The organism is Advenella sp. FME57, assembly GCF_014897675.1.
Classification (GTDB): domain Bacteria; phylum Pseudomonadota; class Gammaproteobacteria; order Burkholderiales; family Burkholderiaceae_B; genus Advenella.
The window spans coordinates 1-19,636 of sequence record NZ_JABUXU010000028.1; the positions used below are offsets into that span (position 1 = coordinate 1).

General features: G+C 55.3%; 18 protein-coding genes. 9 read left to right on the forward strand and 9 right to left on the reverse strand.

The window, feature by feature from the left end:
- Positions 1–132 precede the first annotated feature (132 nt).
- From INT32_RS20915 to INT32_RS20935, 5 genes are all read right to left on the reverse strand, one after another.
- Positions 133–1,524, reverse strand: a complete 1,392-nt coding sequence (locus tag INT32_RS20915; protein ID WP_193090632.1) for an MFS transporter — start codon at positions 1,522–1,524, stop codon at positions 133–135.
- Positions 1,525–1,571: 47 nt separating this feature from the next.
- Entirely contained in the window at positions 1,572–2,378 is an 807-nt protein-coding gene (locus INT32_RS20920; protein WP_193090633.1) for an acetoacetate decarboxylase, read from the reverse strand.
- A gap of 80 nt (positions 2,379–2,458) precedes the next feature.
- Positions 2,459–3,448 (reverse strand): C-terminal binding protein, encoded by a 990-nt coding sequence (locus INT32_RS20925; RefSeq protein ID WP_193090634.1) that lies wholly within the window; start codon positions 3,446–3,448, stop codon positions 2,459–2,461.
- Positions 3,445–4,221, reverse strand: coding sequence for an SDR family oxidoreductase (locus INT32_RS20930; RefSeq protein ID WP_193090635.1), 777 nt, complete (start codon positions 4,219–4,221; stop codon positions 3,445–3,447). Before INT32_RS20930 ends, INT32_RS20925 begins: the two co-directional genes overlap by 4 nt.
- On the reverse strand, positions 4,221–4,976 hold the full coding sequence (locus tag INT32_RS20935) for a FadR/GntR family transcriptional regulator (protein WP_193090636.1): 756 nt from the start codon (positions 4,974–4,976) through the stop codon (positions 4,221–4,223). The genes INT32_RS20930 and INT32_RS20935 overlap by 1 nt, the downstream gene beginning before the upstream one ends.
- A gap of 164 nt (positions 4,977–5,140) precedes the next feature.
- Between INT32_RS20935 and INT32_RS20940 the strand changes: the two genes are divergently transcribed.
- Together INT32_RS20940 and INT32_RS20945 are read left to right on the forward strand one after the other, a co-directional pair.
- A complete protein-coding gene (locus INT32_RS20940; RefSeq protein ID WP_193090637.1) occupies positions 5,141–6,265 on the forward strand; it encodes a mandelate racemase/muconate lactonizing enzyme family protein in 1,125 nt (374 codons plus the stop codon).
- A 390-nt stretch (positions 6,266–6,655) separates the two neighbouring features.
- Complete coding sequence (locus INT32_RS20945) at positions 6,656–7,585, forward strand: LysR family transcriptional regulator (RefSeq protein WP_193090638.1); 930 nt, start codon at positions 6,656–6,658, stop codon at positions 7,583–7,585.
- Here INT32_RS20945 and INT32_RS20950 read toward each other — a convergent pair whose 3' ends face one another.
- Positions 7,586–8,560: a tripartite tricarboxylate transporter substrate binding protein gene (locus tag INT32_RS20950; RefSeq protein ID WP_193090639.1), complete on the reverse strand. Its 975-nt coding sequence runs from the start codon at positions 8,558–8,560 to the stop codon at positions 7,586–7,588.
- Positions 8,557–9,693 carry a 4-oxalomesaconate tautomerase gene (locus INT32_RS20955; RefSeq protein ID WP_193090640.1) on the reverse strand — a complete coding sequence of 379 codons (1,137 nt, stop codon included), beginning with the start codon at positions 9,691–9,693 and terminating at the stop codon, positions 8,557–8,559. The genes INT32_RS20950 and INT32_RS20955 overlap by 4 nt, the downstream gene beginning before the upstream one ends.
- A 125-nt stretch (positions 9,694–9,818) precedes the next feature.
- On the opposite strand from INT32_RS20955, the gene INT32_RS20960 reads away from it, so the two are divergent.
- Positions 9,819–11,090: an amidase gene (locus INT32_RS20960; RefSeq protein WP_193090641.1), complete on the forward strand. Its 1,272-nt coding sequence runs from the start codon at positions 9,819–9,821 to the stop codon at positions 11,088–11,090.
- Positions 11,091–11,481: 391 nt separating this feature from the next.
- Here INT32_RS20960 and INT32_RS20965 read toward each other — a convergent pair whose 3' ends face one another.
- Positions 11,482–11,787: an addiction module antidote protein gene (locus INT32_RS20965; protein WP_193090642.1), complete on the reverse strand. Its 306-nt coding sequence runs from the start codon at positions 11,785–11,787 to the stop codon at positions 11,482–11,484.
- 323 nt (positions 11,788–12,110) lie between these two features.
- Here INT32_RS20965 and INT32_RS20970 point away from each other — a divergent pair, with 323 nt between their 5' ends.
- From INT32_RS20970 to INT32_RS20995, 6 genes are all read left to right on the forward strand, one after another.
- Positions 12,111–13,376 (forward strand): winged helix-turn-helix domain-containing protein, encoded by a 1,266-nt coding sequence (locus INT32_RS20970; RefSeq protein WP_193090643.1) that lies wholly within the window; start codon positions 12,111–12,113, stop codon positions 13,374–13,376.
- Between the two features lie 453 nt (positions 13,377–13,829).
- The gene (locus INT32_RS20975) at positions 13,830–14,792 is read left to right on the forward strand and encodes a LysR family transcriptional regulator (protein ID WP_193090644.1); all 963 of its coding nucleotides are present in this window, start codon (positions 13,830–13,832) and stop codon (positions 14,790–14,792) included.
- Between the two features lie 15 nt (positions 14,793–14,807).
- Positions 14,808–15,815 carry an ABC transporter substrate-binding protein gene (locus tag INT32_RS20980; protein ID WP_193090645.1) on the forward strand — a complete coding sequence of 336 codons (1,008 nt, stop codon included), beginning with the start codon at positions 14,808–14,810 and terminating at the stop codon, positions 15,813–15,815.
- 35 nt (positions 15,816–15,850) lie between these two features.
- Positions 15,851–16,615 carry an ABC transporter permease gene (locus INT32_RS20985; RefSeq protein WP_193090646.1) on the forward strand — a complete coding sequence of 255 codons (765 nt, stop codon included), beginning with the start codon at positions 15,851–15,853 and terminating at the stop codon, positions 16,613–16,615.
- A 12-nt stretch (positions 16,616–16,627) separates the two neighbouring features.
- The gene (locus tag INT32_RS20990; protein ID WP_193090647.1) at positions 16,628–17,392 is read left to right on the forward strand and encodes an ABC transporter ATP-binding protein; all 765 of its coding nucleotides are present in this window, start codon (positions 16,628–16,630) and stop codon (positions 17,390–17,392) included.
- 27 nt (positions 17,393–17,419) lie between these two features.
- Positions 17,420–18,724 carry an FAD-binding oxidoreductase gene (locus tag INT32_RS20995; protein ID WP_193090648.1) on the forward strand — a complete coding sequence of 435 codons (1,305 nt, stop codon included), beginning with the start codon at positions 17,420–17,422 and terminating at the stop codon, positions 18,722–18,724.
- Between the two features lie 137 nt (positions 18,725–18,861).
- On the opposite strand, the gene hpaI is transcribed toward INT32_RS20995, so the two are convergent.
- The gene (hpaI, locus tag INT32_RS21000; protein ID WP_193090649.1) at positions 18,862–19,632 is read right to left on the reverse strand and encodes a 4-hydroxy-2-oxoheptanedioate aldolase; all 771 of its coding nucleotides are present in this window, start codon (positions 19,630–19,632) and stop codon (positions 18,862–18,864) included.
- Positions 19,633–19,636: the final 4 nt, after the last annotated feature.

Sequence of the window (19,636 nt, forward strand, 5' to 3'; positions counted from 1 at the left end):
TCATATCACAAAATCTTGAATAAACTCAACTCGCCGTTGACGCCTCAACCCGTCTTACGTCAACGACCGCCCATGGCGGGGCACGGCGAGCACTACCCTCCCCGTCCCGACCAACATTCCGTTGCTCTCGCCTCACGTTTGCAGGGCAACCTCTTCGTCAGGCTGCTTGTTATGCCGCAGAACCAGAATAGCAAGGATTGAAATAGCGCAAAGCGTGATCAAATAACCAACAAGATAGGTGGAGCTGCCACCCGCCTGTTCGGTAAGCCAAGTCGCGATAAAGGGCGTCATTCCAGCTACCGTGGCCCCGTTCATTTCCCGCACAAAGGTGATCCCGGTAAAGCGATAGCGGGTCGGGAACAGGCCAGTTAAGAATGCGCCCTGCGACCCTGCAACCGAGCCAAACCCCACACCGTAGCCGATAATCATCGCCAAAGCAGCCAGAACGATATTTTTCGAATCCATCAACCAGAACATGGGCGCAGCATAAAGCAAGATAAACAGGGTACCCAATACATACATCCTGGCATGGCCGAAACGATCGGATAGTTTTCCCATAATGGGAGTACAAACAATGCCGGCGATGGCAGCAAGGATAATGACATTCAGGGCATCTGAATTAGTAAACCCCAAGTTGTTTACCATGTAACTCAAGGCAAAGCTATTGAGCGTATAAGTGGCGGCGTTGGCGCCTGACATGGCTAAAAAGCCACATATCAATGCCTTGGGCTGCTTGCGAAGCACCTCGCCGAGCGGAATGGAGGCCGCACGCTTCTGCTCGCTCGCATGTTGGACGGCCCTGACATACTCAGGGGTCTCTTCCAGGCTCTTGCGAATATATAGCGCGACGATGACGAGCACAGCTGAGAACAGGAAGGGGATGCGCCACGCCCATGTCAACAGATCTTCTTCAGGTAACTGGGAGATCAGGCGAAAGATAATCGATGCCAGAAGCAGACCAACCACCGTAGCCGACAAGACAAAAGCAGTGTAATACCCCTTCTTCTTGGCTGGAACATATTCCGCCACAAGAATCAGGGCACCTGCGTACTCCGCGCCGGCCCCGATCCCTTGCAACAGACGTAACACGACAAGCAACACGGGCGCCATGATACCGATCTGTGCATAGGTGGGAAGAAGGCCGATAGCGATTGTCGATAGGCCCATCAGCGCGATCGTGAACACCAGCGCGGGTTTTCGGCCCTTCTTGTCCCCAAAATGAGAAATGATCAGGCCGCCGATCGGACGCGCCAGAAACCCGACAGCCAACGTCGCGAACGAGGCCAACGTACCCGCTGTCGGCGACAAGGACGGAAAAAATAGTTTGTTGAAAATCAGGCCCGAGGCCACGGCAAAGAGGACGAAGTCATACCATTCGATCACTGTACCGACGATCGCGGCCCACAAGACACGCCTTATTTTTTTGGGCGTGATGTCGGAAGGGTCGGCTTGCGTTTGTGTCTTTGATAATTCGTTACGGGTACGGCGGGCGGAGTCGGTTAACGGCTCGTTGTCCTGGGGCATGATTGTCTCCTTTGTAGTATTAAGTGTTTTTTGTCAAATTCGCCACATTAGGTATGGTTCAAATTGTTGTTTAAGTCAGGCGCAAGATAGTCATGCAAAACCTGGCCTTGCACTAGCGTGAAGTCCGCGCGCCAATAGAAAGCACTAAGCATTTCCACAACCGGCAATCGGTAAACAGGCGCCTGGATGTTCGGCCGCAGTTCGACGGTGCAATCTCCCTCCCAGCATTCGTGCACAACCACGTCGGTCAGGCTGCGGGAGGTCAGTTGCCGAATGGCGGGTGTACCGTCAATATGGTCGATCGCCTTCAGATTGAAGTTGTTTCTAAAGTCCATCAATTGGGAAAGCGCGGCAATGTCGCCTCGTTTTTGCTTATAGGCCATTGTGCCGGTAATGACATCGATGCCATTTCGGGAAACCGTGGCTACCCATGCATCGTCCCGGACCTCAAGCTTGGGGAGTCCGAATTTCTTAGGTTGGCCATGGATTTCGCGCCCGTGCGCCACGCCTACGTCTGAACTCAGGTAAAGGTAAGGCGAGTAGGCACCACTGACCTGTTTCGAAGGCAGCTGTGCGCCGAACATCACATTGGCTTCGCCGTAAGGCCCGAGCCAATCGGTGTCGTTCATCTTGTAGATATGAATCAACACCACGTCGCCACTGAGTTCGAGCGGTGGTGGAAGCAAGTATCCCATCTTGTCGGGGTCCGAACGATACGCCAGGCTTAGCACCTCAACGTTGCGAAATCCGAAGGGAAAACGAGGTACCGTCGGCGCATCCAGTGGGGTAGAAAAACCGCTGGCGCAAATTTCATCGATCGTGACACGACGCTCGGCACTGGTGTATTGGGGCATGCTGTTCTCCGTTTATCCATACATAATGTTGTTCGATGGTGCATAGCTAACGCACATTCGTCCGGCTAGCGATCCACCTGTTAGGCTCGAATGCGAGAGCCAGGTACCGGACGGCGCGGCGCGAGACCAGACAGCAATCGCTCGATATCGATTGCTGCGAGTTCCTGAAGCCGCACAATGGAGGTATCGGAATACCAGGCGGCGTGCGGTGTAAGAATGAGATTGGGAACTGCGCGAAGCGCCGATTGCGGCGGTAGCGGCTCCGTCTCAAACACATCAAGGGCAGCGCCGCCGATCACGCCGGAAGCCAATGCCTCGGCCAGCGCCGCTTCATCGATCAGCTGGCCACGCGCGGTGTTGACAATAATGGCGTTGGGTTTCATGGTGCGCAATGTTTGCGCATTGATTGCATGCGTAGTCTCGGCTGTGGCGGGCGCATGAAGCGAGAGCACGTCGGTCTGTCTGAACAGCGCCTCGCGATCTACGCTGGTCACTCCCATTTCAGCCGCGCGCTCTGCATTCACCTGCGGGTCCGACACCAGAAACCGAAAGCCAAAGGGCAGCAACCGCGCGAGCACCAGGCTGCCGATGCGCCCCATTCCCAGAAAACCAATCGTCGTCTCGCCTGAGGGCTTGATAGGCTTGGCCACTGCGACTGCGTTCCAGTCGCCCGCCCGCACCGACGCGTCCAATTGCGACAGCTTGCGCAGTGCGGCCAACACCAGGGAAGCGGTATGGTCGGCCACCTCCTCAGTGCAGTAATCTGGCATATAGCCTACGGCAAAGCCGCGATCGAACGCCGACGCCAGATCAATATTGTCGTAGCCGATGCCATAGCGGATGATGCTAGCGCCTTCGGCCATGCCAGCAATAGCCTGCGCGGTGAGCGACGCGAACTGCACAAGCGCTACATCCGCCCCCTTCACCGCCCGCACGACCTCTTGTGGGTTTTTGCATTGGCAGGCGATAAACTCGGCACCCAGTTGCTCGGCTGCGGCTCGCTCGGCCGCCACATCGGGAAAGGTGTAGTCGGTCACGACGACGCGCCTTTTTTTCCGCGAAACGCTCATTTGGATTCCTGTGCGAAGCGCGCAAATTCAGGGTCGCGCACGTCGATTTCGATCTTTGCAATCTGGCTGCGCGCATCGGGCCCGCACAACCAGGCAGCAACAGCAGCCGTCACGGTCGGTGGGGTCAGGTCATGCTGGGGGATCTTGCTCAGCTCGTTCATGCCGGAGGCCCGGATAGCGCCCTGCATGGTCGTGTCAGTGGGCGGGATACCAAGAGAAAAAACGCGGATTCCCTGGCTGCTATATTCAAGGTCAATGGCGCGCGAAAGCATCACCAGCGCGGCCTTGCTTGCGCAGTAGGCGCTCCAGCCTTCCAGTGGCCGGTATGCTGCACCCGAGCTCATATTAATGACGGTGCCGCGGCGCTTTAGCAGCAGTGGCAGGAAAGCCCGGACACAGCGCATAGCGCCGCCGGCATTGACCGCGAGCACCTGCGCCCAGGCGTCGGCGTCCAGGTCTCCCAGCAATCCGATGGGGCGAATCACGCCGGCGTTGTTCACGAGCGCGTCGACCCGGCCGAAATCACTTACAGCCACGCTTGCCGCAAGAGCGACGTCTGCCGTGCTGCGAACGTCCACGGCCAGTACCCGCAGTTGCGCGCCGTTGGACGCCGTCAAGCCATTGAGTTCGGAATCGGCTTCTGTGCCGGGCTCCACTAACGCCAGGACGGATGCATTGGCTCGCAACAGCTGACGCACGACGGCAGCACCAATGCCGCGGCCCGCGCCAGTTACCACGACAGTAGCGCCATCAAAACGGGGAAGTGTGCTCATCAGGCATCTCCTTGAGTAAATGTGTGTTGAGATTGCCGGGCGGCTGCCATCGACTCGCGGGTGGATTCCAGAACGTTGCACATATGTTGGCGCATCGCCTGCTCGGCGGCCGCGCTATCGTTGGCGCCTAATGCCGCGACGATGGCATCATGGTCGAGCAGGCTCTGGGCGATAACCTCTCGCGATTCAGAAGCCGTGGTGCGAAATTCCAGGCCAAGCGTATTGAGACTGCTCGCCGCCCGCGATAGAAACGGGTTGGCACCCAGGGCGTGGATGTGTTCATGGAATGCGATGTCTAGTTTTCGATATGCCTGTGGGTCATCGATAGCGGCCCTTTGCTGCTCAATCAACGCCTGCAGGAGGGCCACGTCTTCGGCCCTTGCGGCCTTGGCGGCCCGTGCGGCGATGCCGCCCTCGATGAGTTGGCGCGCGTCGTACAAGGTATCAACCGATGTTTCCTCTAGCGACAGAAAGAACTGCAACGGCCCCAGGAGCGCTTCAGCACGAAGACTGGATACGAAAATACCACCACCGTGGCGCGTCTTGAGCACACCCAGCACCACGAGCGCGCGCACCGCCTCGCGGATGGTGGGCCTGCTCACGCCAAAGGACTGCGCCAGCTCGCGTTCCGACGGCAAGCGATCGTCGGCTTTAAGGTTGCCGGCACGGACCATCCCGAGCAGCTGGGCCACTACCTGTTCGGAAACAGGATCGCGTTCAACGTTGGTGGCTTGGAATTTAGGGGCTGACTGCATACGAATACATCCAAAAGTAGAAAACCAGTGCACGGATATGTCGATTACTGCGTGGTTTACAGTAATTTTCAAAATGGACAGGCCACTTGGTCACTTGACAATAATTTCATTAAACTATAGTCTTTTTTACAAGTCAAGACCCAAATCCATCGGAGACCACTCGAATGAAACTCGCCCGTTTGAAGACCTACGTCCTGCGGTACGTTGACCCGAACGACCTGAACCGGGAACGCATGACAGTCCTGGCGCGGCTGGAAACAACCGATGGCGTGGTCGGATGGGGCGAGGCGATTGCCATGTGGCCCGAAGCCTGCCGCGCAACAGCGCTTTTGATCGAAGAAGGGTTTGGGCCGTTACTTTTGCAGGCCGGAGAAACCAGCGTAGCGCAGTGCTGGCAGAAAATGCGTGATCATAGTTGGTGGTACGGCGAGGGGGGCATCGCTTCCTTCGCAATCAGCGCAATCGACATGGCGCTTTGGGACATACACGGAAAAATTCAAGGTCAGCCTCTGTCCGCGCTTTGGGGTCAGCATCACGACCGGCTGCCCGCCAACGCAAGTTGCCACGTCAACAAGGAAAGCCTTTCGGCCTGCATTGACGAAGCCATGGGGTTCTTCAATGCAGGCTTTCGCAGCGTAAAGCTGGGGCTGGGCAAAAAATCGCTCTCCACTATCGGCCATGATCCCGAAAGCAGTATTGCACTGGTAGCTGGCCTGAGGCGCGCGGCGGGGCAGGACGTGGAGATCCTGGTGGACGTGGGCAACGGGCTGCGCTGGGATGCCGACACTGCCATCGACACCGTGCGGCGCATGTCCGAGCACGACATAGGCTGGGTCGAGGAGCCGTTTTATCCCACACATCTGAAAGACTATCGCCTGCTTAAGACCGCGGTAGCCGTGCCTATTGCCAGCGGTGAACGCGAATGGACTGTCGTTGGCTACCAACGCCTGATCGACAGTGCCACGGTAGATGTGCTGGGCATCGATCCGGCACGCGCGGAGGGCATCACCGGTTTCCGAGAAATCGATCGATGCGCCGGTCGCGCCGGGCTAACGGTAAACGCGCACGCCTGGAGCACGGCAATCACCACTGCGGCCAGCCTGCATCTGTCCCTCGCATCTCCAAACACACGTTTATTTGAACTCAAGCCATTTCCTGTGGCTGTTCAACAGGAACTTGTCGCCACACCGGTAGCGCAAGCCGATGGATTTACCACTGCACTGAGCGGCCCGGGGCTGGGCGTCGAGGTGGACGAAGCTGCCGTGCAACGGCTGACTTACCGTGGATGAATGATGACAGCGGGATGGCTTCGCACTATGATGACTCATTAAGTTTGCAACGAACGACGGCATCTTCCGGCTAGATTTGGCAAGAGTACTGAAAAAGTCTGAGCCACCAAAAAAAAAACTGAAGGTTGTTGCAGCAGGAAACATAGTGCGTCGTGCGTCGTGCGTCGTGCGTCAACAGTATCCCCATCTCACGAAATGTCGTCTGCCGAAATTAAATACAGCACAGGTTCACTCGTCAATTCTCGACAATTTCTCTAAATTACGCTAACTTACTGACCAACAATCACCTTTACCTGAACAAACGCACGCCCAACTTCACCCTGTTCCCCATACTGACACTTTCACATCCGAAGTCAAAACCATCATCATTGAGCGCTTTTGATCGATCACATGAAAACAAAAGTACAGGCATCCATGCCGCGCTTTGATTTGTTCACCTTGCAGCTGGTACTGGCGGTTAAGGCCACGGGCAGCGTTGCGCGTGCCGCTGAAAGCATGCACCTGACTGCCTCTGCCGTTAGCAAGCGAATATTGGAGCTGGAAGATCAACTTGGTACGGCGATACTGGAGCGTCATTCCCAGGGGGCACGCCTGAATCCGGCGGGCGTTGCGCTTGCCCGCCGGGCCCAGTCAATACTGAAGGAGTTTCACAATCTTCAGGACGATATGGCCGACTTTACGAATGGCACGGCCGGAAGCGTACGCTTGGCTTCGAATACCTCCGGCCTGGCTTGCGGGCTTGCCGATCAGCTGGTGTATTTCAATCGTCAATATCCGGATATCAAGATATCGGTTCGCGAAGCCACCAGTATTGCGGTTGTTCAGGCGGTCGCCGAAGGCTGGGCAGATATTGGTATTGCCAGTGCCGATACTGAGCTGGGTGCATTAAGCGCACGTCCATATCGGACCACGCCTTTGGTATTGGCAGTACCAAAGAATCACCCTTTGGCGAGGCAAGGTGCCGTTCACTATACGGATACACTCGCTTACCCACATATTGGCCGTGCCGCCGATAGCGCCCTCGGACGGCTGGCAGGTGCGCCGCCCTCTGCTCGATCCGAAAAGGCGTCCGTCGATTCGCTGGTAACGAGTTTTTCTGCCGTTTTCTCGCTGGTCCGCGCCGGTGCGGGTGTCGCAGTGGTCCCCCTGAGTCCGGCGCAGTTGATTACCGCGCCGGATATCTCGCTGGTTTCGTTGAAAGACTCCTGGGCAAAGTTCGATTTGTGCCTGGTCTGCGATCCGGGTGTCATCTTGTCACCTGCAGCCTCGCGACTGCTGACCATGCTGGGCAGCACGCCGGAAACACCAAAGGCGGAATGATCAGCCCACAACAACGCCCGCATCGTGAATAACCTTGCTCCACTTCTTGCGGTCATTGGCAATCAGGTCTGAAAACGCGCTGGGTGAATCATGAGCCGGTTCAAAACCGCTGCCCACAAGCCAGGCATTTGATTCGGCGTCTTTGAAAAACTCGCCCATGGCCAAATTCCAGCGGTCAATGGCCGCCTGTGGTGTGCCTGCCGGCGCTGCCACGCCCCACCATTCATCGGCGGAGTAACCGGGCAGTGCGTCTTCGGCAACCGTGGGCAGATCCGGCAATACGAGCGAGCGCTGTTCGCCGGTTGTGGCCAGGGCGCGCAAGGCGCCTGATTTGATAACTGGCAATGCCGCGCCAAGAATGGCAAACATCATAGAGATCTGGCCACCCTGCAGGTCGACAAGCGCAGGGGAAGTACCACGATAGGGAATATGCTGGATGCCGATATCTGCCATATTCTTGAACAATTCTGCCGGCAAGTGGCCGGCGGCACCGTTACCTGCTGTGCCGAAGGTCAAGGCACCTGGCTCGCTTTTGGCCAGGGCGATAAGTTCTTTTATCGATTTCACTTGTAATGACGGATTTACCACGACAACAAACACGGTCGAGGCAACGCGGCTGATCGGGCTAAATTGCGTTGCCGGATCATAGGATAGCTTGCTGTAGAGCTCGGGATTAATGGAACTGACCCCGGCCGTGGTCATCAGCAACGTATGGCCATCCGGTTTCGCCGACGCCACCTGGGCTGCGCCAATGCCACCACCGGCGCCAGGCCTGTTTTCCACAACGACGGGCACACCCCACTTGTCCGCGACAAACCGGGCCAGGCGACGAGCCAGGGTATCCGTCCCGCCACCAGCCGGGAATGGCACAATAAGGCTCACCGGGCGCGTGGGATAGTTTGAGGCAAAAACAGTCGGAAAAGCGAATGTACCTGCGGCGATTGATCCACTAAGAAGGAATTGGCGGCGATTCATGATGTGACTATCTCCTGAAGAATAGATTCCGGTGCTTCGGCTACGAGGGTATCCGGGACATAAACAGTCCCTGCGAACAGTCGCCTGGCAGTACGCAGCAGACTGACCGCACGTACGTCCGGATCACCACCTGCGCCAGCACTATAGCGCTGTACATCCACCTCAATACTTCCCTGCGGGTGTTCAATACGGACGGGCCCGGTGGTCTGCCGGGCAACGCGTTGGGCGACAGAACCGCCTAGAAACGCGGCCACCCCCAGGCAAACCGCACCGGTCACGGCAAAGCCGGAATGGCATGTGTAGGGCATGAAATAGCGGGCAGCCAGCGTCGCGTCGTTGCTAGCAGGCGCTGCCACAAGCGTCAATTTGGGCATTTCGGAGCGCGATACGTCGCCCAGGCCCATGGCGCGTCCGGCAGTACAGCGCAAGTCTTCCACCTTCGCCAGCAAATCGGCATTGGCATTGATCACCTCGGCCGACTCATGCCCCGTCAGCCCGAACGCGTCGGCAGCGACAATGGCCATGGGCACGGCAGCATCTACACAGCTCACTTCGATGCCATTCATGATATCGACAACGTTTCCGGTTGGCAGCAATTTGCCTGTTTTGGCGCCGGCCATGTCTTCAAAACGCAACCAGACAGGCGCAGCCTGGTCCGGCACGCCATCGATGCGCGCATCGCCCTGGTACAGGACGCGTCCATTATTGGTCTGTACCGTAGCGACGATGCGCTTGGCGGTGTTGACATTGAATATTCTGACCGTGGTTGCCAGGCCGTCAGCCTTCACCAACCCCTGGTCAATGGCATAGGGACCCACGGCCGCCAGCATATTGCCACAGTTAACGTTGTAATCAATCGTATTCTTGTGAATGCACACTTGCGCGAACAGATAATCGACATCCGCATCGGCGCGTTTGGACGGGGAAATAATCGCAATCTTGTTCACCAGCGGGTCCGGCCCGCCAATGCCGTCGATGCGTCTGGGCTCAAGGGCTCCCAAAACGCGCAGCAAGATGCGATCGCGCTGCTCGCCGGGCGGGGGCAGATCGGACTCCAGAAAGAACGGGCCCTTGGATGTGCCACCGCGCATGACAACGCAGGGCAAACCAAGCTGATCAGAAAATGTATGCATAGAGTATGCCTCCTATGCGAAGTATTCTCGCCCAACTTGCGCTGCCGTGACAAACAATCATTCGGAACGGCGCCACTTCCAAAAAGTCACGCCACGCCCTGCCGCCTTGCCGCATACTGTGTGGGATGAATGCGACCAATTCCTACGAAGATCTTCGCGATCCCGACATACATAGCCAATTGCTGGAACGTATCGGCCGGCAAGAACCTGCCGTGCAAGCCTGGGCCTGGTTTGACCCGGACGTTCTGGCCCGTACACTGAAGGAGCTGAAAGCGCGAGCTCAGGAAGGAGCGCTTTCAGGACTGGCGGTGGGAATCAAGGACATTATCGATGTTGCCGGCATGCCTACCGGCAACGGCGTGATGCAAAAGGCGCCATTACCGTGCGCAGGTGCCGATGCGGATTGCGTAGCGCTTTTACGGCAGGCTGGTGCGGTAGCAATTGGCAAAACGGTTACCGCCGAAATGGCATACGCCCACGCCGGGCCTACGAGTAACCCCTGGAATCCAGCACATACACCTGGCGGATCGTCCAGCGGATCGGCTGCAGCTGTGGCATGCGGAATGGTGGCGGCAGCACTTGGCACCCAGACTGGAGGCTCGATCATCCGCCCCGCCGCTTATTGCGGCACAGTCGGATTCAAGCCGACCTATGGCCTTGTGTCCATGAAAGGCGTCACGGGCGTGAGCCCTCGCCTGGACACGCTGGGCTGGTTTACGACAAATGTGAAGCTGGCCGATCGGATTGCCCAGGTGTTGCTGCCAACTCAACCAGCGCCGACCGCCGCCAGGATGGACGCGTTGCGGGTGGCTCGCGTGGATGCATTACACGCTGGCCCAGCTGCCGAGACAATAAGCGAAATGGACATGGCAGGTGCTCGCTTGACAGAGAACGGTGCTAACGTCTCGTGCCTGAACATGGAAGACGAATGGAAGACGCTGACCATTGCGCACAAAACGATCATGTTCTATGAGATGGCATACACAATACAGACGACGCATGCAGCAAACTGGCGGCACTTTAGTGCAACGCTGCGTGCAACTTGCGAACAGGGTTCTGGTATCTCGAAGGCCGAATATCACCATGCACTCAATACCGTAAAGTCTTGTGAAGTGCGCTTGCTGCATGCGCTACAGAACACAGACGTAATATTGACACCCAGTGCAAAGGGGGCTGCGCCTCGCGGGTTGGGAAGCACTGGGGAATCCACCTTCAATCGAATCTGGACGCTGCTTGGCTGGCCTGCCATACATTTGCCGACCACCCAATCACGCGGGGGCCTGCCACTGGGCGTACAACTTATCGGAAAGCCCGGGACCGACAGGCAGCTGTTATGGACCGCTAATCTGGTACATCAGCGCATTGATCGCCGGATTGTTCACATCTGCGCAGAATGATAGCGCTACGGCGTAATGCTAGATAAATTCCATGGCGTCATCAACCGCTAGAATCAGGATCACCACCGTATCGTCACAGTGGTTATCGAGAAGGACGCCGCGCGTGCCGAACAGCTCATGCTCGAGCATATCTACTTCGCGAGCTTGTTGCTGCGGGATAATTATGAGCGGTTGAGCAAGCAGAACACGTTGGGGAAGTAGGATGCCGACCAAGAGATAAGCGGTTGCGCTATACCGTCGCCAAAGGCTGGACTGGTATCGATTTTTTGGAATGCAATTTATAAGATCCGAAGACGCCGAGGGCTTTCCATGAATAAAGTCCAGACATCGTTATACCAGACGCAAAGACTCAGGCGCTATTAACACATTTACTGCCTCACTTTCCAATAAATTAACGTCCCACTTTTGCCGTAAGCTGAATAGACGCGCCAACGGCTTTAAGGACAGCGTTAACGGTCTCGGAACGTGGTTTGGTCTTTCCAGAGAATGTTTTATAAAGACTCTCACGACCCAAGCCAGTCACTTCAGAGATCTGAGCCATTCCTAGCGCCTTCGCCACATCCCCCAGCGCTGCCAAAAACAGATCGCCATCATCCTCTTCAATGACAGCATTCAAATATGCGACGATATCCTCCGATGTGGTTAAGTACTCAGAGGCGTCAATTTCACTTATGGCTACTCCACTGACCTTATTCATAAAATTTACCTTAGATGTTTGACCAGATTTGTATCCTACAGGATGCAATAATGCAAGGACAAATTCCAATAAATTGAACGGGTACGATGATCATCACATACAAATAAACAGGTACCGAATGGCGGTGTTGGTTCCGGCTTATGGCTCATTGAGTAAATAAGAATATAGAAACCAACGCAGTCTCGGCACAACCTCACCGACTATTTTCAGCTAATCCTGCGCATCAGTAAGGCGCTCTTTTATTCCATACTTATAATGGAAAAAATCGCCGCGCGTCTACGCACGTCCTGCGGCCTCCCGGAAAACGATAAGGCGTTGTGCGAATGTCAAAATTAACGAAGTCGGAAATCTCCCCTGCCCAGGCTCGTCGTATCGCGCTGACAGCGCAGGGTTTCAATGGCATCACCCGTGATGGCAACATTAGCACCGCGCACCTGCGCCGGTCGATCGGACAACTTGGCGTACTCCAGATCGACAGTGTGAACGTCCTTGTGCGTGCCCATTACCTGCCACTTTTTTCCCGTCTGGGTTCCTACGACCGCACGCTTTTAGACACCGATACTGTCGCCAAGTCAAAACGCTTCTTCGAATATTGGGGGCATGCGGCCTCGCTGCTGCCGATGGACTGCCAGCCTTTATTGCGCTGGCGCATGGATCGCGCGCTTCGTGGCGACGGAATCTGGACGCAGCTACAACCCTTCGCCAAAGCAAGGCGAGCCGAAGCGGATACCATCCTGCGTCGCATCGGCGCAGAAGGCCCCCAGGCGGCTTCCGATCTGTCGCCCGCCGCCGCACCGGCTACCAAAGGAGCCACCAAGGAGATGTGGGTCTGGAGCGAAGTAAAGCACGCCATCGAATGGCTTTTCTGGTCGGGGCAGATCGCCTCGACACATCGCCGGGGCAGTTTCGAGCGCGTCTATGACCTGCCTGAACGTGTTTTGCCTCGTGCCGTACTTGAACACCCCACACCAAGTGCTGTGGATGCACAGCGAGCCCTGCTCGCCCGATCGGCCAAGGCCCTTGGCGTCGCCACCGAAGAGGACCTGCGCGATTATTACCGTATTCCCGCTGCGGACGTGCGGCAGCCGCTTCAGCAACTGGTCGAGGAAGGAACCATCATCCCCGTGCGCGTGCGCGGCTGGCGGCAGCAAGCCTATCTGCACAAGGACGCGCGCGCCGGTCGCAAGATCGAAGGCGCCACGCTGCTCTCGCCCTTTGATCCGCTTATATGGCATCGCGCCCGCACAGAGAGGCTGTTCAACTTTCGCTATCGGCTGGAAATCTACACGCCGGCACACAAGCGCGAGCACGGTTATTACGTGCTGCCCTTCCTGCTGGATGGCGCGATCGTAGCGCGTGTAGATCTCAAGGGGGATCGCCAGTCTGGCGCGCTGATCGTCCAGCGAGCGCATGTCGAGCCCGATGCACCGCCCCACACGATCGAACGGCTGATCGAAGAGCTTAGGCTTTTAGCGTCATGGCTTGGATTGTCATCCCTCGCCGTCGCGCCGGTTGCTGCGATCGACCCGCTGCTTGCTACCTTTCGCGTCGAGAGCCTGCCGGCATCTGCTGGGGTGGTGGCTGTATAATTTGGCATTACCGCTCTCGTTACCTGTAGTTGTTTTTGTGCTAATTCGAATCACCAGGCTTCTGTTCAATCTCCGATGAATAAGCCTGGAGAATGCTGGGCTTTCTGGATCACACCCAATACGTTCCCTCATTCATCAATATTGCTGCACTACCTGCGGCGGTAGCGTCCACGCCACATAACACGCTTCCTCGAGGCAGTTGTGTGTCCACGTCAGCGCAAATGCGTGGACAGCAATGTCAACACAAACACTTTACCCTGCCTTTTCAAGTTAAACCGTCACCCCCACGTTGAGCGCGCCGTGCTTGGCTCGATGTCATGCCGACATACCTGCTTGAACACCCTATCATTAGCACAAATGTGACTTACTATAATTTTTACTTATGGTATGAGCCATATCCTAGGATAAATTTGCTCTGTACCGTATATTGCTAATAAAAAAATGGAGGCAAACATGACCAAGGCCACTTCCTTGGATATAAAGGCATTAAGGATTTTTGAGGTACTCGCAACGCATGGAAACTTTTCTCATGCCGCCAAAGATCTTGGTATCAGCCAATCAGCGGTGTCGCAAGTGGTCTCAAATATTGAGGAGATTCTCAAGACACAAGTGATCGATCGCAAGCGGCGCCCGTTCAAGTTGACGCCCGCTGGCATTTCCCTCAGTCGCAAGGCCAAGCAGATTGTGGAAGAAATGGACCGGCTGATTGCACAGACACGCGAAGCGGCTTTGTTCAACCAAGTTGAGATCCGGTTGGGCATGATCGATTCCTTCTCTGCAACGGTAGGGCCGTACGTTCTGAAATCGATGGTGACCAATACCAGCCGTATCTTGGCTTGGTCGGGGCTTTCCCATACCCATTCAAATGGTCTGTTGAACCGCCAACTGGACCTGATTGTGTCCTCTGACCCCGTCGAGGACATGGACGATCTGGTCAGAACTAAGCTTTATCAGGAGCCGTTCCTGATTGTTGTATCGAAAGAAAAGGAAGCCCTGATCGCAAAACGGGATCTGAATGCGTGCGCACAGGCCATGCCTTTTATTCGATTTGCATCACGCTCTCATTACGGCGGACAGATCGAGCGCTATTTGCGACGGTGCAATGTCAGCATTCCCCATTATCTGGAAATTGATTCGGCAGATGTGGTCATGGCGATGGTGGCCTCGGGGCTTGGATGGACAATCACCTCGCCGTTATGCGTCGCCCAGGGGCTGTCATTCTGGGACAAAGTAGCAGTTCTGCCGTTGCCGGGACCAGCATTGCAACGAACGGTTTATTTGATCTCCCGACGAGGAGAAAATGAAGATGCCGCAGAGAAAATCTATCGAAGCAGTCGTCAGGCACTGGAACAGCATGTTCTGCCCAAGTTGCAGACAAAAATTCCATGGTTAAAGAGTACTCAAAATCTATATTGACTAAAGGAGGTCAAAGTGATATCAACTAATCGTCGCGTTTTTCTTAAAAACACTCTCGCAGGTGCGGGTGCTATCGGCCTGGCAGGAACAGGGCTTTTTGCCTCGGCAAAAGAGCTGCAAAAAATGGCATACGGGGGCTCTCCATGGCTTTCGCACTATCCCACGTATCTGGCAATCGAAAATGGTCTGCTCAAGGCAGAAGGCATTGATTTGCGCTGGGAATCGTTTGTAACCGGCTCTGCACGGCTAAGTGCAATGATGGCGGGGGACGTGGATTTGGCGGGATTTGGCTCCATTTCAACGATGGCGCTGATGGCGCGCGGTGTGAAGCAATTCTATGTAGTGGGTGTGCCGGAAAACTTCGGAAAGGTTGAGGGCCTGTTCGTCAAGGAAGGGATCAACAGCATCGCGGACCTAAAAGGCAAAACGATTGGCACGGCGTTTGCATCCAGCACGCATCTTTTGGTGCTGGACTTGATTGCAGCCAGTGGTATGACGCCAGACAAGGATATTAACGTAATCAATATCTCCGGACCCGAGATCATTGCAGCGATGAAATCAGGTCAGATCGATGCCTGCGCCGCATGGACCCCGCAATTTAACATTCTGTCCTCAATGCCAGGCGTCAAGCTGCTGGCTGACGATACAAGTTTCAGCCTGTACAAGGAATTTGGAACGACGCCGGGCCCTGATCTGTTGGTTGTGAAGAAATCCTATGCGGAATCTAACCCGGAGGCGGTCAAAAGCTTTATCAAGGCCTATTTCCAATCTTGCGAAGTTCTGAAAAACGAGCCCGAAAAGGCGGTTCCGATTCTCAAAAAGCTGACCAATCTGAGCGACGCGGAGCAGTTGCAAACAATTAAAGGAGCCGAATGGTACACGCTAGACCAGCAAAAGGACCTGATGGCTAAAGACGGAAAGTTCGTCACAGGCCTTCAAAAGCTGGCCGAAATGCTGGTTACCTACAAGCAACTGGACAGCGCTCCCAAAGTGAGCGACTGGATCAATCCGAATTTCATTTGAGATTCGATTTCACAAAATACCAGGAGTATCCAAGTATGTCTTACGTTTCCAAAAAACGGGAACTCGTCCTGATCAGTTTTATATCGGTCGTCGTTTTCGTTTCAGTTTGGGAAATGGTGTGTCGCTTCGGGCTGGTCGATCCCATCTTTCTTCCTTCCCCGACCGAAGTGGTCTTGCGTGGAATCCGGACTCTGAACGATGGCGTGCTGATGTCACACGTGCTGGCATCCACGCGCAGGGTGATGATTGGATTTGCGCTCGCCGTGGCCATTTCCATTCCCTTGGGGCTGGTGCTGGGCACATCCCGCCGTTTCTGCGCAGTATTTGATCCCATCATTTCGCTGATTCGGCCCTTACCTTCCATGAGCTGGATTCCGCTATCACTGCTTTGGTTCGGCATTACAGAAACACAGAAGTACAGCATTGTTTTTATGGGAACAATCGCGCCAGCGCTGCTTTACGTGATCGAAGCCACACGCAATGTTGACCAGGTGCTGGTGCTCGCGGCCCGAAACCTGGGAGCAAGCCGGTTCCAGGTCATGCGGGAAGTCATTTTGCCCGCAAGTCTTGCACAGATCATAAGCGGCTTCAAGATCATTCTGGGGTTGTCCTGGACCTGCGTCATCTCCGCTGAACTTGTTTCAGCTAAAGAGGGACTCGGGTTCATGATAATGAACGGCAAAGAGTTTTTCCAGACTGACACGGTTGTCTTGGGCATGGTCATGATCAGTATCACAGTATTGATTATTGACGTGATTCTGCGCCGTATTGAAAACCGGGTTTTGCGCTGGCAGCGCTAAAGGGGGATTGACATGATAAATATTGAGAATGTGAGCAAGAGTTACGGGCCATTGAATGTTCTGGATAAAGTGAATATTGAGGTCAAGAAAGGCGAATTCGTGGTCCTGCTGGGCGCATCCGGTTGTGGCAAGTCCACGTTGATCAACCTGATCGCAGGTTTTGTGCGTCCGTCCACAGGACGGATTGTCGTCAACGGTCACGAGGTCAACGACGTTGATCCTCAGTGTGGCATGGTCTTCCAGCAATATGCGCTGTTCCCATGGATGACTGTATTGGAAAACGTGGCATTCGGGTTAAAGCTCAGGGGCGTTGCCAAGAAAGAGCGGCACGAAGTTGCGCAGAAGTATATCGATATGGTTGGACTGCAATCATTCGAAGACGCCTTTCCCAAAGCCTTGTCCGGAGGCATGCGCCAGCGGGTATCGATTGCACGTGTGCTTGCCACCAACCCGGATGTGATTCTGCTTGATGAACCGTTTGCCGCCCTGGACGCCATGACACGACAAGTGTTGCAAGAGCAACTGATCAGAATTTATGAGCAGAGCGGCAAGACAATTGTGTTCATTACCCATTCGATTGATGAGGCCCTGCTACTGTCGACCCGCGTTATTGTACTGGGCTCCAAGCCTGGCAAGGTGGTACAGGACATCCCCAATGACCTGCCTCACCCCCGTAATGCGAGTGTTCAACTGTCACCACGGTTCAACGAACTCAAAGCGCAGATCTGGGACACGGTCCAACACGAAGTCCAAAAAAGCCTGGAAGCTCGTGCATAGTTTTCTATAAAAACATCAAGGTTAAACATGTCGTCTAGAACAACTTACCCCGTCTACGAAAGTCGGTCCGGGTGGAACTCTCTGTTGCCTGCGCGAACAGCGAAGACAAATATTTCGATTCAAAGCAAGTACGATTTTATCGTTATCGGGGCCGGATACACCGGATTGGCCGCAGCGCGCAGGCTGGCAGAATTGAATGCGTCCGCCAGCATCCTGGTCCTGGAGGCTGGTGTCGTTGGAGAGGGCTCGTCAGCCCGAAATTCAGGGTTCGTCATCGCCCTGCCTCATAACACCAATATGTCGGGCCATATCAGCCCAGCAGAGGTGGCACAAAAGCAAATCCGAGTTTATGACGGCGGGTTACGCTGGCTCAAGCGACTGGTGGATTCGTATCAGATTGATTGCGGCTGGAATCCCAAGGGAAAGTATCACGGCGCAGCCACCGCGGAAGGGGCCATCAGCCTGCAAAACACTGCACGTCAGTATGACAAATGGGGTGTGCCATACCAGGAAATCTCTCAGGCCCAACTATCCGAACGTCTGGGCACTCAATATTACCGCTACGCCATTCAAACCAATAGCAATATTTTTATGCAGCCTGCTGCGCTCATTCGCGGCCTGGCCGACAACTTGCCCGCCAATGTCACATTGGTGGAGAACTGCCCCGTTTTGTCGGTCGAGCAGGGTCGGGAACAAGGGGTTCTCACCGCACAAGGCCTGATTCGCGGGGGAAAAATCATTGTTGCCAACAACGGCTTTGCGCGCAAACTGGGTTTTCTGAAAGACCGGATGTTCACGATCTTCACCTACGCGGCGATTACACCCGAGCTGGATGCACAGCAGCTCGCGTTGCACGGAAGCGAGCCTGAATGGGGGCTGATTCCAGCGAACCGTATGGGCACCACGCTACGGAAGATCCAAAACAAACGCTTTATGGTACGAAGCGCCTATTCTTATGAAAAACCGCAGACCGAAAGTACCGTGCTGGAACTGTTGACTGATTGTTATCGCCGACGCTACCCCGCCGCGAAAAGCCATCGATTCGAACACCTGTGGGGCGGAGCAACGGCGCTAACGCGTAACGGCGCGACCTATTTTGGCGAAATGTCGCCAAATCTTTTTGCGTCCGTCGGGTGCAATGGCGCCGGCGTACTGAAAGGCACCTGCTACGGAAAATTACTTGCGGAGCTGATATTGGGGCATCGCACCCAGGAACTTGTCGATGTCCTGGCCATGGATAAACCGAACTGGCTTCCTCCCGAGCCGCTGCGGGGTGCAGCAGTCAAAACCGCCATTTATCTGCAGAAGCGAAAAGCAGGCGCAGAAAGATAATTTAGGGATTAGGGTGTTCTTTCATAATAAACATGTCATCCTTAAACAAAGTCGGGTGGGTATCTGCCGGTAAGAGCAGCAAAGGAATCTTATCGGCAGTACCTGCTATAAAACTCGAAAAAAAAGTACATCTGGCGTTATTCAGCCAAAGAAAATGCTGCCGCCAACTGATCGGCCGCTCTAGCCAGTAACGCAACGTCCATACCCACGGCCGTAAACAGCGACCCGCATTCCATGTAGTGGCGGGCCAATTGCGTGTCCAATGTAAGGATGCCGGGCGCTTTACCAAGCGCCCGAACCTGACGGATCGCATCCTCTATCGCACTTTGCACTTCGGGATGACCCGGGTTGCCCAAATGTCCCATGCTGGCCGATAGATCTGCCGGACCAATAAACACGCCGTCCACGCCATCTACCCGGGCAATGGCCTCCAGATTATCGAGCCCTTCCTGCGTTTCTACCTGCACCAGTAAACAAAGTTCATTTTCGCACTCGTGCATGTATGTCTTTTGCCTGCCGAAATCACTGGCGCGCATGGTTCCGCCCACGCCCCTGTGGCCCCGTGGCGGATAGCGCATGCCGGCCACCGCCCTGGCGGCCTCTTCTTCGTTCTGAACATAAGGGATCAACAAGGTCTGCGTACCGATATCAAGAAAACGCTTTTGCTGGACTGCGTCGTTCCATGAGGGCCTAACGGCTGCCGATACGGGGTAAGGCGCCGCTGCCTGCAACTGGGCAAGCACACCAGAGACCTCGTTCGGTGAATGTTCGGTATCCAGCAAAAGCCAGTCAAACCCTGCGCCAGCCACAATTTCGGCACTGTACGCGTTACACAAGGACACCCACAACCCAAGTTGATGCTGTCCCTGGGCCAATGCCTGCTTGAATTTGTTCTTGCCTGCAATCATTGCG